The sequence below is a fragment of the Pseudomonas sp. MYb118 genome (assembly GCF_040947875.1).
Taxonomy (GTDB): domain Bacteria; phylum Pseudomonadota; class Gammaproteobacteria; order Pseudomonadales; family Pseudomonadaceae; genus Aquipseudomonas.
Genome location: NZ_JBFRXN010000004.1, coordinates 658564 through 673891, shown reverse-complemented (window position 1 = coordinate 673891; position 15328 = coordinate 658564). Strand labels below are relative to the sequence as shown.

Here is a 15328-nt window from a genome sequence, read left to right as displayed (position 1 = left end):
AATGGCCGGACCATTGGCAGGAATGAAAGTCATCGAGCTGTCGCACATCATGTCGGGCCCGGTCTGCGGGATGATGCTGGCCGACATGGGCGCCGAGGTGATCAAGGTCGAGAAAATGGACGGCGACGACTGCCGACGTTTCGCACCGATCCTGGATCATGGCGAGTCAGCCTCGTTCATGATCCTCAACCGCAACAAACGCGACATCGCCCTGAACCTCAAGACCGAAGGCGGCAAGGAAGTGCTGCGGCGCATGCTCGCCGACGCCGATGTGGTGACCGAGAACTACCGCAACGGCACCATGGAAAAACTCGGCCTGGGCTACGACGTGCTCAAGGAGCTCAACCCCGGCCTGATCTACTGCTCGGTGTCCGGCTACGGGCGCACCGGGCCGTTCGCCGACAAGGGTGGTTTCGACCTGATCGCCCAGGGCCTGTCGGGGATGATGAGCAACACCGGTGAGCCGGGCCAGGACCCGATCAAGGCCGGCTCGCCGATTGCCGACATCAATGCCGGGATCCTCGCCGCGCTCGGCATCGCTGCGGCCTATGCCCACAAGTTGCAGACCGGGCGCGGGCAAGTGGTCGACACCTCGTTGCTGGAGGCCGGATTCCAGCAAATGTACTGGCCGGCCGCCAACTACTTTGCCGAAGGCGTGATCCTGCCGAAGATGGGCTCGGCCAACTCGACCAGCACCCCGTATCAGGCGTTCCGCACCCGCGATGGCTGGATCAATATCGGTGCCGCCAACCAGGGCAATTACGAACGCCTGTTGCAGGTGCTGGACGCTCCGGAAATCGCCAACGACCCGCGTTTCGCCAGCAACCCGGAACGCATGCGCCACCGCGAAGTGCTGGTCGCGCTGATCACCGCGCGGCTGGTGCAGGACACCACCGACAACTGGGTCCAGCGCCTGGATGCCGTCGGCCTGCCGGTGGGCGCGGTGCTGGATATTTCCCAGGCGGTCGAGCATCCGCAGATTCTGGAGCGGGACATGATCGTCGAGACCCACCACCCGGTCACGGGTTCGGCTCGCAGCATCGCCCTGCCCATCCGTTTCTCCGAAACCCCCAAACAAGTGAACCGCCCGGCCCCGCTGCATGGCGAGCACACCGTGGAGATTCTTGAGGAATACGGTTTCGATGCGCGGCGCATCGCCGAGCTGCGAAATGAGGGAGCGATCCTGGCCACGGACTGACCAGCGGAAATTCCCTGCAATTCAAACATCGCGTTATCTACAACAACAAAAAGGTAGCGAATATGAACAGGTTCAAGCTCAAGGCCACCACCACCATCATGGTGCTGTTGTGCCTGATGTACTTCATCACCTACGTCGACCGCGTCAACGTCAGCACCGCCGCCGGGCAGTTCAGCAGCGAACTGGGGTTGAGCAACACCCAGCTGGGCTTCATCTTCTCGGCGTTTGCCTATCCCTACATGGTGTTCCAGTTCATCGGTGGCTGGGTCAGTGACCGATTCGGCGCCAAACGCACCCTGATCGCCTGCGGCTTCATCTGGGCCACCGCGACGGTGCTCACCGGCATGGCCGGCGGCTTCCTGACCCTGGTAGCCGCACGGATGTTGCTGGGGCTTGGCGAAGGGGCAACCTTCCCGGCGGCCACCAGCGCCATGGCGGCGTGGGTGTCCAAGGACAAACGCGGTTTCGCCCAGGGCATCACCCACTCGGCCGCACGCCTGGGCAACGCCATGGCACCGGTCATGGTCATGGGTTTGATGACCGCCTATGACTGGCGCTTCGCCTTCTACCTGCTGGGTGCGGTGAGCTTTGGCTGGATTGTGTTGTGGTACGTGGCCTACACGGAAAAACCTGCCGACCACCCACGCATCACCCCGGAAGAAGTGGCGCAATTGCCGCAGCCGAAAGTCCGTCGCAAGGACGCGCCCGGTACTTACGCACGGTTGTTCAAACGCATGATTCCGGTGTCCAGCGTGTACTTTTGCTACAACTGGATCCTCTGGCTGATGCTCAGCTGGATCCCGATGTACTTCATGCACAACTACAAACTGAACATCAAGGAGGCGGTGATTTTCACCTCCGGGGTGTTCTTCGCCGGCGTGGTCGGTGACTTGCTGGGTGGCTGGCTCAGCGACAAGATCCTGCATCGCACCGGCAGCCTCAAGCTGGCGCGAACCTGGCTGGTGGCGGTCTGCATGGCGCTGACCGGGTTGTCGCTGATTCCGGTGCTGCTGTTCCAGGAGCCGTTGTACTCGCTGATCTTCCTCGGGCTGGCGTTGTTCTTCAATGAAATGACCGTCGGACCGATGTGGGCCGTGCCGATGGACATCGCCCATGACCGCGCCGGCACCGCCAGCGGCATCATGAACGGCACCGCCGCCACCGCAACCATCATCAGCCCGCTGCTGGCCGGCTACCTGATCGACCAGACGGGCAACTGGAGCCTGCCGTTCATGGTCTCGATCGGCGTGTTGTTCTGCGGCGTGCTGCTGACCTTCACCATGAAACCGCAAAATGCCTTCGAAGCCAAAACCGCAGAGGAACCGGAAATGGCATTGAAGCCGGCCGTCTGACCTTCCCTCCCACAGTGGGTCCATGACGAACTCGGAATGTGTGTTCGACACCGGACCTGTAGGAGCGAGCTTGCTCGCGATGGAAGCTCAGGCACCGCTGGCATCCAGACACCCAGCGTTATCGTTGACGACCATCGCGAGCAGGCTCGCTCCCACAGTGGGTCCATGACGAACCCGAAATTTGTGTCCGACACCGGACCTGTAGGAGCGAGCTTGCTCGCGATGCCAGCCCAGACATGGCGGGCATCCAGACAGCTCGCGTTATCGTTTACGACCATCGCGGGCAAGCCCGCTCCCACAGTGGGTCGGGGTGAACTCGGAATTTGTGTTCGATGCCAGACCTGCACACGCAAACCCAATCAATTGATGTTCAAACCAAACCGTCGCGTGAGCAGCTTTTCCTTCCACTCCCCTTCCCTGGCAATAATTTCGGTTGCTCCGGCGGCAGACGAAGACACTTCAAGTATCGCGACCTGGAACTCATGCTCCTCCAGCGCCTTGAGTCCGATATTGCCGCCATGACCCGTGGAGAGATACTCAAGCCAGCGGCCCCAGAAACCCTCCTCCCCATAAGCGGAACCCACATAGAGCTTGCCCGTTTTAAGGCAGGTCAACGCGTACACGCCACGCACGACCGACAGCGCCGTACGCCAGGACACGGGGATGGAGGTCAGCTCTCGAACCGGCCAGCGGAATGACCCGAATCCCGGAAACGGCGGCTCGATTGCAACGCGGCGCATCTCCAGTACTTTCTTGTCCTGGTTATCGGCCCGTTGCACCCAACTGCGCAAACCCGGCCCCCACTCGATCACCAGTCGGCCTTTGTAGTCGTCGAGGCTGTCATCAGGTTGCATGTCATACCAGAGCAGGCCGCTGACATCTTCACCGGTCACAGGGTCACGCGTTTCGGCTGGGACAAGGGATTGGCCCACCACCCGGTAAAGACCCACGAACAGCGTTTCGTTAAGCGGCGTCGCCACAAAGGATGCCACCCAACCAGCATTGCCAAACACATCGCGGTTTTGAATCGCTTGGTATTGCTCGAAGCGCCCATCATCGGCGACCCACAAATCGTAGGGTGTCTTGCCACGTTCCGCGCGTTGGTCCTGATGCCTGACAAGGCGCACTCTCGATAAATCCAGACCTTTGCTGCTCAGGAAAAAGTTGAATGTAACCACGCGGGCTCCCTTTGTCGGGTTCGATGGGGATCAATATGTATCATCATTGCAACAGCGCATTAGCATATCCGAAATGATCTCATCGCAGCATGGCCACCCCAGAGGATTTTTCGTCTACCGTAAACCAGTGTTTTACATGACCGACTTCTTCCAAAGTGGAGTTCAACCATGAAAACCATCGCACTCTTGTTAAGCCTTTCACTGATAACCGCCTGTGTCCCGTTCGATGCGGGAAGTGGTGGTGCCGGCGAGATGGAGATTCGTTCAGGGAAGATCGAACAGATCACCCAAACCCAAATGCAGACCAATCACGACAGTGGTGTTGGCGCCATACTAGGGGGGCTGGGTGGGCTGGGGCTGGGAAGTTTGATCGGCCGGGGGACCGGCCGGGATGTTGCCATGGTTGCCGGGGCACTTGCCGGTGCTGCGGGTGGCAACTATGCGGAGAAGAAACAATATGACCAGCCACGGGATGCGCAGCAGATCATCGTGCGGACCAACAGCGGTGTACTGGTGTCGGTCACCCAACCCATCAACCCGTCGCTGAGCAAAGGCATGAATGTTTATGTCGAAGGTTCCGGCAGCGAGGCCAAAGTCGTGCCGCAGGGTTGAATCCGCAACGGGAGGCTCCATGAGTCGGGCCGATCATGGAGTCATACCCCGAACTTTTTCACTCATGCTCGTTGGCCGTATCCGCCGCCAGGCGCAGTTCGTCGTTGGCCTGGCTGAGCAGGTCCTTCGCCCGCGCTGCATGACCGCCAAGCCGCGAATCGTTGGCACGCTGGGCGTCCGAGACCAACTTCCAGGCCTGCACGATATGCTCCTGGGCATCGCGCAAATTGCCGTGTCGATCACCAATGTCCACATGCGGCTGGTCAGCCTGAGTGGCACAACCGAAGATCAAAGTTGTACAGACGACACCACTCAACATCCACTTCTTGATCATGTTCATGGCTCTCTCATTTATGAAACAGCTGACGGATGGCACGCGGATGTTAATAAACACCCAACTCGCATCCGCATTAAAATGCTTTATGGAAATTGCCTCTATATCCAAGCGCAATAAATAACAGCGAAAAGACATTACCCAAGTAATTTCCTCAACTTTCCAAAAACAACTTAGCCAACTAACAGTTACCATCCGCTCGTCAGAAATCCAACTCATTTACAAATACGCTGACTACTTTTACTCCATTCACGACGAATGGAGTCTCCCTATGCGATCTCTCAAAACAATATTCCTTGCGTCACTCATGGCGATCGCTGTGATGTCTCACGCAGGTGTGGCTAATGCTGAGGACGATATCGAAAAAGATGTCCGCAACGGTGTTCGCGACCTGGACAAAGATGCCGAGCAGGATGGCAAGGACATCAATAAGGAGGCCAAGAAACTCGATAAAGAGCGGCACAAGGAAGACAAACATCTGGACAAGGAAGAGAAGAAACACCTTTGAGCTCCTTCTCGGAACGCCCCGGTGTCGATTCATTGAATGACAAATGTCATACCAGCGTAGGTCGCGATCATGCCCAGAGCTTCAAGCGTCCGCCTCTTCAGTCTCTTCACGAGCGTCGTTGCACTGGCATTTCTGTCCGCCTGCACGACCCGGCAATCCGCTGACCCCGCCTCCCAACCGCTGCGCCAGAACCCGGAATTCACCTACGATGCCAGCGGCGTGACCCACGCCACGCTGACGGCTGCCGAGCAACAGGTGAACGTGGGCAACGAGCGTTACGTGTCGCTGGTGTTCAACGGTGATTACGACTCGCCGCTGATTCGCACCCGCCCGGGCGGCACCATGGCGATCCGCCTGGACAACCGCATGGACGAAATCACCAACCTGCATTTCCACGGCATGCAGGTGTCGCCGCTGGATCAGGGTGACAACATCTTCCGTTTCACCCAGCCCCATCAGGTAGCCGAGTACAACGTCAAACTGCCGCCAGAGCACAGCCCCGGCGCCTACTGGTATCACAGCCATTTCCACGGCGGTTCGCAGCGCCAGGTGTCAGCCGGTATTGCCGGGCCGATCCTGGTCGACGGCATGCTCGACCCCTTCCCCGAGCTCAAGGGCATCAAGGAACAGGTGCTGGTGCTGCGCAATTTCCAGAAAACCCTGACTGGCAAGGTAGCCAGCGAAATCATCACCAGCGCCCCGTCGATTCGCACGATCAATGGCCAGGAGGTGCCGATCATCGACATCAAGCCTGGAGAAACCCAGCTCTGGCACTTCATCAACATTGCCGCCAACCAATACTTCCGCATTCGCATCAAGGATGGCCACTCAATGCAGGTGCTGTCCCGGGACGGCAACACCGTGACGCGCCGGGTCGATACCAACCAGGTGCTGATTGGCCCGTCAGCCCGTTTCAGTGTGCTGGTGGTGGGCCCGCCCGCGGGCACCTATGAAATCGAAGCCGGCTCGGGCAACACCGGGCCGGCGGGCGACCAGTATCCAGCCGCGAAACTGGCGGTGCTGCGCTCCAGCGGCGCGCCGGTGGCGACCAAACAGATCACCAGCGCCTACCCGCCCGCCGAGGACTTCAGCAAGATCGCCGTGAACAAGACGCGCCAGTTCGCCTTCCAGGATTCGGACACCGACTCCAACGCATTCATGATCAACGGCACGCGCTTCGAACTGGGCCGGGTCAACACCACGGTCAAGCTCGGCGATGTCGAAGAGTGGCGCCTGTTCAACCCGTCCCAGGAGCTGCACCAGTTCCACATCCATCAGGTGGATTTCCAGGTCACCGAAATCAACGGCAAGCGCGTGGAGTTCAGTGGCTACCGCGACAACGTGTTCATCCCGGCGACGGGTTCGATCACCGTGCGCATCCCGTTTCGCGACCCGGTGATCCTCGGCAAGTTCGTCTACCACTGCCACATCCTCGAACACGAGGACGGCGGCATGATGCAGGCGATCCAGGTGGTCAAGCCCGAGGATTACGAGCAGGCGGTCAAGCTCGAACCCCTGGGCGGGCTGTACGGTGAAAACAACCAGTTGTGCTCCTACCTGCGCAACACCGGACAGGACCCGAAAGCGTCCAGCCCACTGATCAAGTAAGAGGGGCACGCCATGTACAACTATCGCTTGGCTGTGTTGTTGGTGGGTTCGGTGTATGCCCTGGAATCGACGCTGGCCGATGACGGGCAATACCCCAACGTCGGCATGGACTACGACGCGACCTTCCAGTATGACCACGTGCATTCCGACTCGCCCCAGGGCGGCAATCGCAACAGCACCGACGCCTACCCCGACATCAACGCGACCTTTTACTTCCGTTTCAGCCACGACCAGCAGATCCAGTTCTCCACCGAGATCAATCCCATCAACGGGCCCGAGCCTGGGCAGAAGCGCTTTTTCGAGGATGTGGGGCTGGTGATCAACGACCTCAACTATTACCAGAACAACGCCAACTCGGCGTTCATGGTCGGCAAGTACCACGTGCCCTTCGGCCGCGCCCAGGACCAGGCGCCGGGCCTGTACACCGAGGATTTCGTCAGCACTTACGATCTGGACGGCATGCTCGGCGGTACGGTGGCGTATCGTTTTTTCGACCAGAAGCTGGGGATGATCGAACCCAACCTGAGCCTCTACACCGCCGACAACTCGTTTCTCGGCCGCCCCTACCTGCGCCACGGCGACAAACTCACCAGCAAGGACGGCGGCCCGTCCAACACCGGCAAGCTCGACTCCTACGCGGTGACCGTGAACTGGCTGGCGATTCCGGCGGTGCCTTACCTGGAGATGCAGGCCGGTTTCATGTCGAACAAACAGGCCAAGGATGCGACCCAGCCCAACCCGCCCGGCGAGGATGACGAGACCATCAAGATCGCCTCGGCCCGGTACATCTGGGCTTATGAACCGAGCACCGATCTGGAGCCGACCCTGGCCGGCCGCTATTTCGATATCGTGCCCTTCATCGAATTCGCCGACGTCGACAACGAAGACGGGATCAAGGGCAATGACACCCGCTACCTGACCACCTCGCTGACCTTCGATTTCGGCGACTGGAGCCTGGGGGCGACCCGCACCGACAAGCATCGGCAATCCAGCGGTGGCGCCGATCACCAGGACTACCTCAACGAACTGAGCCTGACCTACAACATCACCGGCCAGCTCAAGCTCGGCCTGTCTGCTGGCACCCAGAAAGAGGACGGGCAAATGTCCGAACTGGTGGGCCTGGCGCTGACATACTCCGGAGGGTACTGATCGATGAAGTGGTTAATCACGCTTCTGCTGGCCGGCCTGGCGGCCACCGCCACGGCAGCGACCCGCACCGACGTCGGCGGGCCGTTCCAACTGACCGACCAGAACGGCCAGCGCGTCAACGAACGCAGCTTTGGCCAGCCGGCGTTGCTGTATTTCGGCTTCATGACCTGCCCGGCCATCTGCCCGACCGATCTTGCGAAAATGGCCCGCATCAGTCGCCAACTCAAGCAACAGGGCATCAACGTGCGACCGGTCTTCGTGACCATCGACCCGGAACGCGACACACCGAAAAAACTCAAGACCTACGTCAACTACTTCGCCAGCGACTTCGTCGGCCTGACTGGCTCACCACAGGAAATCGTGCGCATCACCGACGCCTATCACGTGTACTACAAGAAAGTGCCGTCCGGCGATCGACCCGACCAGTACATGATGGACCACTCGACTATCCTGTTTTTGATCGACAGCCAGGGTCGCTACCTCAAGCATTTCGGACGAGGCATGGACGAGAAGGAAATAGAGAAGCAGGTCGCCACGGCACTGTCCGACGCCTCGGCGTGACAGTGCGGGGAACACCGACATGAGCGAAAAGAAGGCGCCCGTCACGCTCAACGAAGACATCTGCGTGCATGTGTTCAGCGCCTCGGCCGCCATGGTCGGCGTGTGCATCACCGTAATCGGGATTTTCCAGGTGGTCGGCACCCTGAAGAGTGCCGACTCCATCGGTGATGACCTGCTGGCGATCAACGCCATCCTGTACCTGATCACCACCCTGATGTCCTACTGGTCCCTGCGCACCCGCCAGTTCCAGCGCAATCACCTCATGGAAAAACTCATCGACATCCTGTTCCTGGTCGCCCTGACCTGCACCACGGCGATTGCCGGGTTCATCACTTGGGCGATCACGTTCAGCTAGTGACCTACAGCAGCAACCCGAGCCACTGCGCCGGCGTCATCTTCGTCACCATGATCAGCACGATCACGAACATCCCGGCGAACCCCGCGACGCCCAGCCAGAACCATTGGCGGTAGACGCTGGCGTAGCCATCATCCAGTGCCTCGCCAGTCGCCACGGCGCTGGACGCCATCCGGCACAAGCGTTTTTGCAGCACCAGTACCGGCAGCCACAGCGAACCCACGCAGAGGAAGATGATCAGCGCGGTCAGCACCCAATCGGTGCTCAGCGGCAGCCCGGCGAGTTTGATCAGCGCATAGCCGGTGATGATCTGGATGAAACCGGCCGGTGTGGTGATCCAGGTGTCGAAGCGCACGACCATTCTGGCCACGTGTGCGATCACCTGCGGATTGGCGGTGCGGCTGGCGGCAATCAGGTACAGGTAGGAGCCCATGCCGAAACCGAAGAGGAAAATGGCGGCGATGATGTGCAGGTATTTCAGGCACAGGTAGAGCATGGTCAGCGTTGCTCGTCAGAAAAATGCACGGACAGGCTCAGGTTCTTCGGGTCATTGATGGCGGCCATGTATTCGTCGACGCTGATTTCGCCCACACACGGCCGGGCTCCGCTGGCGGGCGTGTAGTCCTGGGCGATTTTTGCCGCCAGTGCCACCGCCGCACAGCTGGGGATCTGCGGGCCCTTGTCGTTGCGCGCCGTGAGTTGCACGGTCATCGACAACGGTTGGTCTTGCACACCGATGCCGTGAACGTCGATGTACATCGCACTTTTGCCATCCCCAAACCGCTCGAACCACAGACCCCAGCGATGCAGCCTGGCAGCCCACGCGGCATGATCGCGCACAATCCCCATCTTCAGGGCCTGGGCCAGCACGCCGTTGGCGATACCGCCAAGCTTGAGCCCGGAACCGGCCTTGAAGCTCAAGGTATGGGCGCCATAACGATCGGCAAAGATATCCATGTCAGGGACATCGACATTGGCCAGCAGCCGACGACCCAGGTGGGGCATCTTGCGCAGCGTCAGGTCTTGCCAGCCCGACACTGCGTGCACCTGGCCGTTCTTGAGTTGATGGATCGGCTTGCCGGCGTAGGCAAGCACACCTTCGACCGTCGACAGCCCCGGCATTTTCGCCGACGAGGAAATGCCGTGTTCGATGCTGTCAATGCGTTTGAAACGATGACGCTGTTCGTCAATGATCGCCGACGACAGCGTAGGCACCGAGCTGCAGCCACTGAGGATCGCCACGCCCGCCGCTTTCGCCCGGGCATCGAGCACGCCAATGCCATTGACGAAGGTCCGGCAGTCAGACAGGTCGCAGTAGTTCACACCGGCGTCGATGCAGTGCTCGGCGACGGCGTAGGACTGGCCCTGAAAAGGGCCGCCGGTGTGGACCACCAATTGAATGTTCAGCGAGCGCAGAACGTCGGTGAATGCCGTGCCCATGGCATCGCCACACCAACCTTGGCAGGTGCCGCCCGACTGGGCGTTCAGTTCATCGACCTTGCGCTGCAACTTGCGCGGATCACGACCCGAGACCACCAGCTCGATGCCGGGCATCGCCACCAGATGCTGACAGACGATACTGCCGAAATTCCCGTACCCGCCGATCACCAAAACCTTCAATGCCATGCATACCTTCCCTGAAAACCGGTCGGACAGTTGCCTTCCACGGCGGGGAGCTTCACTGATATTGGCGGGTCGGGCAAGTCCGGTGGGTCAGCCGATCACCTTCGCATACACCGAGCGATCCACATTGCCCCCGGACAGGATCACCCCCACCTTCCTCCCGGCCATGGCCCCCTGCTCCTGCATGAGCGCCGCCAGTGCCGCAGCGCCGGCACCTTCGGCGAGGTTGTGGGTGTCGGTGTAATACACGCGCATGGCTTCGGCGATCTGTTCTTCGCTGACGGCGACGATGCGCGCCGCGCCCGTGCGATAACGCTCGAAGGCTTCGGGGATGGGTTTGCGCACGGCCAGGCCGTCGGCGAAGGTATTGGCCGACGGCGTTTCGCAGAGGCTGCCGGCCTCGAACGACAACTTGGCCGCTGCCGCTTCGGTGGACACCACGCCCACCACTTGCGTGTCCAGGCCCAGTGCATCGCGGGCGGCGATCACCGCGCAGATGCCCGAGCCGCAGCCAATCGGCACGTAGACGGTGTGCAGGTCCGGCGCGGCGCTGAACAGTTCCAGCGCATAGGTGGCCACGCCCTTGACCAGTTCTCCGTGGAACGGTGGCACCAGGTACAGGCCGTGGGCTTGGGCCAGCCGGGCGGCCTCTTCCCGCGCTTCGTCGAAGTCGCGACCAAACTCGACCACTTCGCCGCCAAAGCCGCGCATGGCGTTGTTCTTTTCCACCGAGTTACCCAGCGGCACCACGATCAACGCCCTCAGCCCCACGGCCGTGGCCGCCAGCGCCACGCTCTGGCCGTGGTTGCCGCGGGTGGCAGAGACGATGCCCTTGACCTCCGGATGCGCCTGCTTGAGCCAGTGCATGAAGGTGATGCCCCCGCGCACCTTGAAGGCACCGGTCGGGGTGTGGTTTTCATGCTTGACCCACACCGTGCAGCCCAGGCGCTCGGCCAGCAACGGCCAGGCGTACTGCGCGGTGGCGGGCATGACCTTGTAGACCTCGCGTGCCGCCTGTTCGATGTCGTCGCGTGTCAGTGTGTGCATGGGCAACCTCCCGGAAATTTCTTCCAGTCTAGGCACGGGCACCGTGCGGCGGCTTTCAAAAAACTGACCTGACTTTTGTGCCGCATGTTCACTACTATGGGCTGCATGAGCCAGCCACCACGCCCAACACTGCCCCTTGCTGCCGAACCGGTCCGCCGCGTCGAGGCCGGGCCCTGGGCGATCGAATTGTTGCCGGGCTCGGCTTATTCGGCGCGTTATGTGGCGACACAATCGGCCATCGGCTTTGCCTTCGACAGCCAGCGCGGCCTGCACGCCATTGGCAGCGACCGCGTGCAGCCTTTCGTCGCCACGCCCAACAGCCTGGCGTTCGTGCCGGTAGGTTGCGACGTGCTGTCCGAGTCCCCGAGCGGCGGCGAGTACCTGCGAGTGGTGCACGCCCAGGGCCTGGCGGCGGTTGGCGAGCACGCCTTCAATAATCGGATCGACCCGCAGGCCATCGCCCTGGCCCTGCGCATGCGCAGCGCGTTGTTGCAGCCTGGCGTGGAGGACGACTGGGAAGCCTGGGCGCTGGCCCTGACGCAGCGCGCCCAGGGTCAGGATGCCCTGGCCAATCTGCCGCGCGGTTCGATCACCGGCAAACGGCTGCGCCTGCTCGATGAATTCATCGACGACGGTTTGAGCGGCCCGCTGAGCGTGCAGGCGATGGCAGAGTTGCTTGCGTTGTCCGAAGGCTTTTTCATCCGCGCCTTCAAGCAGGCGATGGGCAAAAGCCCGCACAGCTACCTGATCGACCGCCGCGTGGCCCGCGCCCGGGCGCGGCTGCTCGACACCCGCGTTAGCCTGGCCGAGATTGCCCTCGCCTGCGGCTTCAACTCCCAGGCGCACATGGCAACGGTGTTCAAACAACGCCTGGGCATCAGCCCGGTGCAGTTGCGCCAGGCCTGCGCAGCGAACCGGCCGTTCAGATAGCCGGGAAGCCTTCCATGCTGTCCGGCCAGGCCGACAGCACCTGGAAACCGTCGTCGGTGACCGCCACCATGTGCTCCCACTGGGCCGAGAGCGAGCTGTCCTTGGTGACCACGGTCCAGCCATCGGCCAGGGTGCGCACGTGGCGCTTGCCGGCGTTGAGCATCGGCTCGATGGTGAAAATCATCCCGGCCTTCAACGTCAGGCCCTGCCCCGGATAACCGTAATGCAGCACCTGCGGCTCGTCGTGGTAGACCTTGTTGATGCCGTGGCCGCAGTACTCGCGCACGACACTGAAACCGGCATTCTCGGCGTGGGCTTGAATGGCGTAGCCGATGTCGCCGAGGGTGGCACCCGGGCGCACCACCCGAATGCCCGCGCACAGCGCCTCGTAGGTGGTCTTGACCAGGCGATACGCCTCGGGGCTGGGCTCGCCGACGAAGTACATGCGGCTGGTGTCGCCATACCAGCCGTCCTTTTTCACCGCGATGTCGATGTTGACGATGTCACCGTCCTTGAGCACCGTCGCCGACGGCAAACCATGGCAGACCACCTCGTTGACCGAGGTCAGCACGGTTTTCGGGTAGCCCAGGTAACCGATGTTGCCGGGGATGGCCTTCTGCACGTCGACGATGTAGTCGTGGCACAGGCGGTCGAGTTCGTCGGTGGTGACGCCGGCCTTCACGTGGGGGGCAATCATCGCCAGCACCTGGGCCGCGAGCTGGGCGGCGATGCGTGACTGGGCGATTTGCGCCGGGGTGTTGATGCGCACGTTGTTCCTCATGGGCGCGCTCCAGCGGTCGCCAGACGTTCCGGTGCAGGCTCGGACGCAGGCTCCGCCAGGCCGCACAGCTGTTTCAGCTCCAGGCCGCCGGTCAGTTCGGCACGCACCAAAAGGCGAGAGATCTCGCTGTGGTCGAGGTTGGGATACAACTCGGCGAGCATGCCGATGCGCATCCAGTGCTCGGCCTGGGCGTTAATCGAGCGACTCAGCGCGTTGCTGGCAACGCGCAGGTGCTCATGCAGCTCTTCGGAGATTTTGACGATACCCATGGGCTTCACTATATGAAATGTATATGTTTCATATCTTATTTGATTGCCCCGGAAAATCCAATATCGTCGCGCGTCACGCCTCCATGGCTTTGGCCAGGATCGAATGCAGCAACACATCCGCGCCCGCCGTCGACCAGTGCAGGTGAATGTGCTCAGCCTCGTTGTGGCTCAGACCATTGACGCAGGGCACGAAGATCATCGCGGTGGGAGCCACGCGATTGAGGTAGCAGGCATCATGCCCGGCACCGGAAATCATCGGTCGATGGCTATAACCCAAGGCAGCGCTGGCGACGCGTACCGCTTCCACGCAGTCGGCATCGAAGGCGATCGGCGCGTACTGGAAAATCTGATTGACGCTGTGTTGCAAACCGATGTTTTCGGCGATCTGCTGCACCGCTTCGCGCAGTTGTTCATCCTGGCGAGCCAGAACGCTTTCGTCCGGGTGACGGAATTCGACACTGAAAAACACCCGGCCTGGCACCACGTTGCGCGAGTTCGGGAAGACGTTGGCCATGCCGACCGTGGCCCGGCCTTCCGCGCCCTGCTCCAGCCCCAGACGATTGACCGCTTCCACTACGCGGGCGAAACCGAGCAAGGCGTCCAGGCGATGGTCCATTGGCGTCGTGCCGGCATGGGCGCTGCGGCCGATCAGTTCGACTTCATACCAGCGCTGGCCCTGGGCGCCGGTGACCACGCCGATGGTCACATCCTGGGCTTCCAGAATCGGTCCCTGCTCGATGTGCAGTTCGAACGCGGCATGGATGGCCTGGCCGCCCACCGGGTGCGGGCCGGCATAACCGATCTGCTCCAGCGCCTGGCCGATGCTCACGCCCTTGGCGTCGGTGCGGGACAGACCGTATTCGAGGTCGAACACCCCGGCATACACGCCAGAGGAAATCATCGCCGGCGCAAACCGCGAGCCCTCTTCGTTGGTCCAGTTGATCACTTCGACGGGACGCTCGGTCTCAATGCCCAGGTCGTTCAGCGCACGCAGCACTTCAAGGCCCGCGAGCACGCCATAGATGCCGTCGAATTTGCCGCCGTAGGGTTGGGAATCGCCATGGGACCCGGTGACCACCGGCGCCAGGTCATCGTTGCGCCCGGCCCTGCGGGCGAAAATATTGCCCATGGCGTCCACGCGAATGCTGCAGCCCGCCGCTTGCGCCCAGGCCACGAACAGATCACGGCCGCGTCGGTCCTCGTCGGTCAGGGCCAGCCGCGACACACCGCCGTTGGCGGTCGCGCCGATCTGCGCCATCTCCATCAGCGAATCCCACAGGCGTTCGCCGTTGACCCTCGCCAGCGTACTCATGAATGTGGCTCCTGGCGTTTGGCGGGAGGCTTGGCGCGGTAGCGGAAATCGCACCGGGGGCGCCGCCCATGATGGTCTGGGTACGGGTCAGTTCGATGTCGGGGTTGTAGCCGACGATGAACAACTCATCGCGGGCGCACGAGAGTAGATGGCCAATTTCACCCAGGCCCATCTCGTGGTACATCTCGGCGTAGCGACAGCGCTTGACGTCGTAGTCGTAGTGTTCGGCATCGCTGGCGATGATCTCGACTTTCAGCGCGTCATCCTGCTCCCACAGCACTTGCAGCTCGACGAAGCTTTGCAGGTCCGCGCCTTTTTCTTCCAGCGCGGCAAAGTGTTTACCCGCCTTGATCGCGGCATTGCCGACCGCTTCGCCGATCACCGCGGCCGCGTGCTGCTGGCCGTGTTCGCGCACCAGGATGTCGTAGATCGGCTTGATGATTTCCGCTTCAATCCGCCGCCGCGCAAGAATGCCCAGTTCACCTTCGAGTTTGCTCATTGTGTGCCTCCA

The 15328-nt window shown here is 61.4% G+C and carries 18 protein-coding genes; 9 read left to right on the top strand and 9 right to left on the bottom strand.

The genetic code is table 11. The features are described 5' to 3' along the window. Position 1 precedes the first annotated feature (1 nt). Positions 2-1198, top strand: coding sequence for a CaiB/BaiF CoA transferase family protein (locus tag ABVN20_RS29140; RefSeq protein WP_368559242.1), 1197 nt, complete (start codon positions 2-4; stop codon positions 1196-1198). A 62-nt stretch (positions 1199-1260) separates the two neighbouring features. Further along, on the top strand, positions 1261-2550 hold the full coding sequence (locus ABVN20_RS29135; RefSeq protein ID WP_368559241.1) for an MFS transporter: 1290 nt from the start codon (positions 1261-1263) through the stop codon (positions 2548-2550). Positions 2551-2909: 359 nt separating this feature from the next. Here the strand turns inward: ABVN20_RS29135 and ABVN20_RS29130 are convergent, their stop codons facing one another. Further along, the gene (locus ABVN20_RS29130; RefSeq protein ID WP_368559240.1) at positions 2910-3728 is read right to left on the bottom strand and encodes a GIY-YIG nuclease family protein; all 819 of its coding nucleotides are present in this window, start codon (positions 3726-3728) and stop codon (positions 2910-2912) included. Between the two features lie 168 nt (positions 3729-3896). On the opposite strand from ABVN20_RS29130, the gene ABVN20_RS29125 reads away from it, so the two are divergent. Further along, complete coding sequence (locus tag ABVN20_RS29125; RefSeq protein WP_368559239.1) at positions 3897-4340, top strand: glycine zipper 2TM domain-containing protein; 444 nt, start codon at positions 3897-3899, stop codon at positions 4338-4340. A 58-nt stretch (positions 4341-4398) separates the two neighbouring features. Here ABVN20_RS29125 and ABVN20_RS29120 read toward each other — a convergent pair whose 3' ends face one another. Beyond that, a complete protein-coding gene (locus ABVN20_RS29120; RefSeq protein ID WP_368559238.1) occupies positions 4399-4680 on the bottom strand; it encodes a hypothetical protein in 282 nt (93 codons plus the stop codon). 265 nt (positions 4681-4945) lie between these two features. Between ABVN20_RS29120 and ABVN20_RS29115 the strand changes: the two genes are divergently transcribed. The 5 genes from ABVN20_RS29115 to ABVN20_RS29095 all read left to right on the top strand — a co-directional run bounded on the left by ABVN20_RS29115 (position 4946) and on the right by ABVN20_RS29095 (position 8855). Further along, positions 4946-5182, top strand: coding sequence for a hypothetical protein (locus ABVN20_RS29115; protein ID WP_368559237.1), 237 nt, complete (start codon positions 4946-4948; stop codon positions 5180-5182). Positions 5183-5251: 69 nt separating this feature from the next. Next, positions 5252-6790 (top strand): multicopper oxidase family protein, encoded by a 1539-nt coding sequence (locus ABVN20_RS29110; protein ID WP_368559236.1) that lies wholly within the window; start codon positions 5252-5254, stop codon positions 6788-6790. A gap of 12 nt (positions 6791-6802) precedes the next feature. After that, entirely contained in the window at positions 6803-7939 is a 1137-nt protein-coding gene (locus ABVN20_RS29105) for a hypothetical protein (RefSeq protein ID WP_368559235.1), read from the top strand. A gap of 3 nt (positions 7940-7942) precedes the next feature. Beyond that, complete coding sequence (locus tag ABVN20_RS29100) at positions 7943-8500, top strand: SCO family protein (RefSeq protein WP_368559234.1); 558 nt, start codon at positions 7943-7945, stop codon at positions 8498-8500. 19 nt (positions 8501-8519) lie between these two features. Then, on the top strand, positions 8520-8855 hold the full coding sequence (locus ABVN20_RS29095; protein ID WP_368559233.1) for a hypothetical protein: 336 nt from the start codon (positions 8520-8522) through the stop codon (positions 8853-8855). A 4-nt stretch (positions 8856-8859) separates the two neighbouring features. Here the strand turns inward: ABVN20_RS29095 and ABVN20_RS29090 are convergent, their stop codons facing one another. The 3 genes from ABVN20_RS29090 to ABVN20_RS29080 form a co-directional block, all read right to left on the bottom strand. Next, positions 8860-9351, bottom strand: a complete 492-nt coding sequence (locus tag ABVN20_RS29090) for a DUF2269 family protein (RefSeq protein ID WP_368559232.1) — start codon at positions 9349-9351, stop codon at positions 8860-8862. Between the two features lie 2 nt (positions 9352-9353). Further along, positions 9354-10481: a saccharopine dehydrogenase NADP-binding domain-containing protein gene (locus ABVN20_RS29085; RefSeq protein ID WP_368559230.1), complete on the bottom strand. Its 1128-nt coding sequence runs from the start codon at positions 10479-10481 to the stop codon at positions 9354-9356. A gap of 87 nt (positions 10482-10568) precedes the next feature. Then, positions 10569-11525 (bottom strand): threonine dehydratase, encoded by a 957-nt coding sequence (locus ABVN20_RS29080; RefSeq protein ID WP_368559229.1) that lies wholly within the window; start codon positions 11523-11525, stop codon positions 10569-10571. 84 nt (positions 11526-11609) lie between these two features. Between ABVN20_RS29080 and ABVN20_RS29075 the strand changes: the two genes are divergently transcribed. Continuing rightward, entirely contained in the window at positions 11610-12455 is an 846-nt protein-coding gene (locus ABVN20_RS29075) for a helix-turn-helix transcriptional regulator (protein ID WP_368559228.1), read from the top strand. Here ABVN20_RS29075 and map read toward each other — a convergent pair. From map to ABVN20_RS29055, 4 genes are all read right to left on the bottom strand, one after another. Beyond that, positions 12448-13236 carry a type I methionyl aminopeptidase gene (map, locus tag ABVN20_RS29070; RefSeq protein ID WP_368559226.1) on the bottom strand — a complete coding sequence of 263 codons (789 nt, stop codon included), beginning with the start codon at positions 13234-13236 and terminating at the stop codon, positions 12448-12450. The two genes, ABVN20_RS29075 and map, sit on opposite strands and share 8 nt — an antisense overlap. Then, positions 13233-13505 carry a ParD-like family protein gene (locus ABVN20_RS29065; protein ID WP_368559225.1) on the bottom strand — a complete coding sequence of 91 codons (273 nt, stop codon included), beginning with the start codon at positions 13503-13505 and terminating at the stop codon, positions 13233-13235. Before ABVN20_RS29065 ends, map begins: the two co-directional genes overlap by 4 nt. A gap of 73 nt (positions 13506-13578) precedes the next feature. After that, positions 13579-14769 carry a M20 family metallo-hydrolase gene (locus tag ABVN20_RS29060; RefSeq protein WP_368559431.1) on the bottom strand — a complete coding sequence of 397 codons (1191 nt, stop codon included), beginning with the start codon at positions 14767-14769 and terminating at the stop codon, positions 13579-13581. Next, positions 14687-15316, bottom strand: coding sequence for an L-2-amino-thiazoline-4-carboxylic acid hydrolase (locus tag ABVN20_RS29055; protein ID WP_368559224.1), 630 nt, complete (start codon positions 15314-15316; stop codon positions 14687-14689). The genes ABVN20_RS29060 and ABVN20_RS29055 overlap by 83 nt, the downstream gene beginning before the upstream one ends. Positions 15317-15328 lie beyond the last annotated feature (12 nt).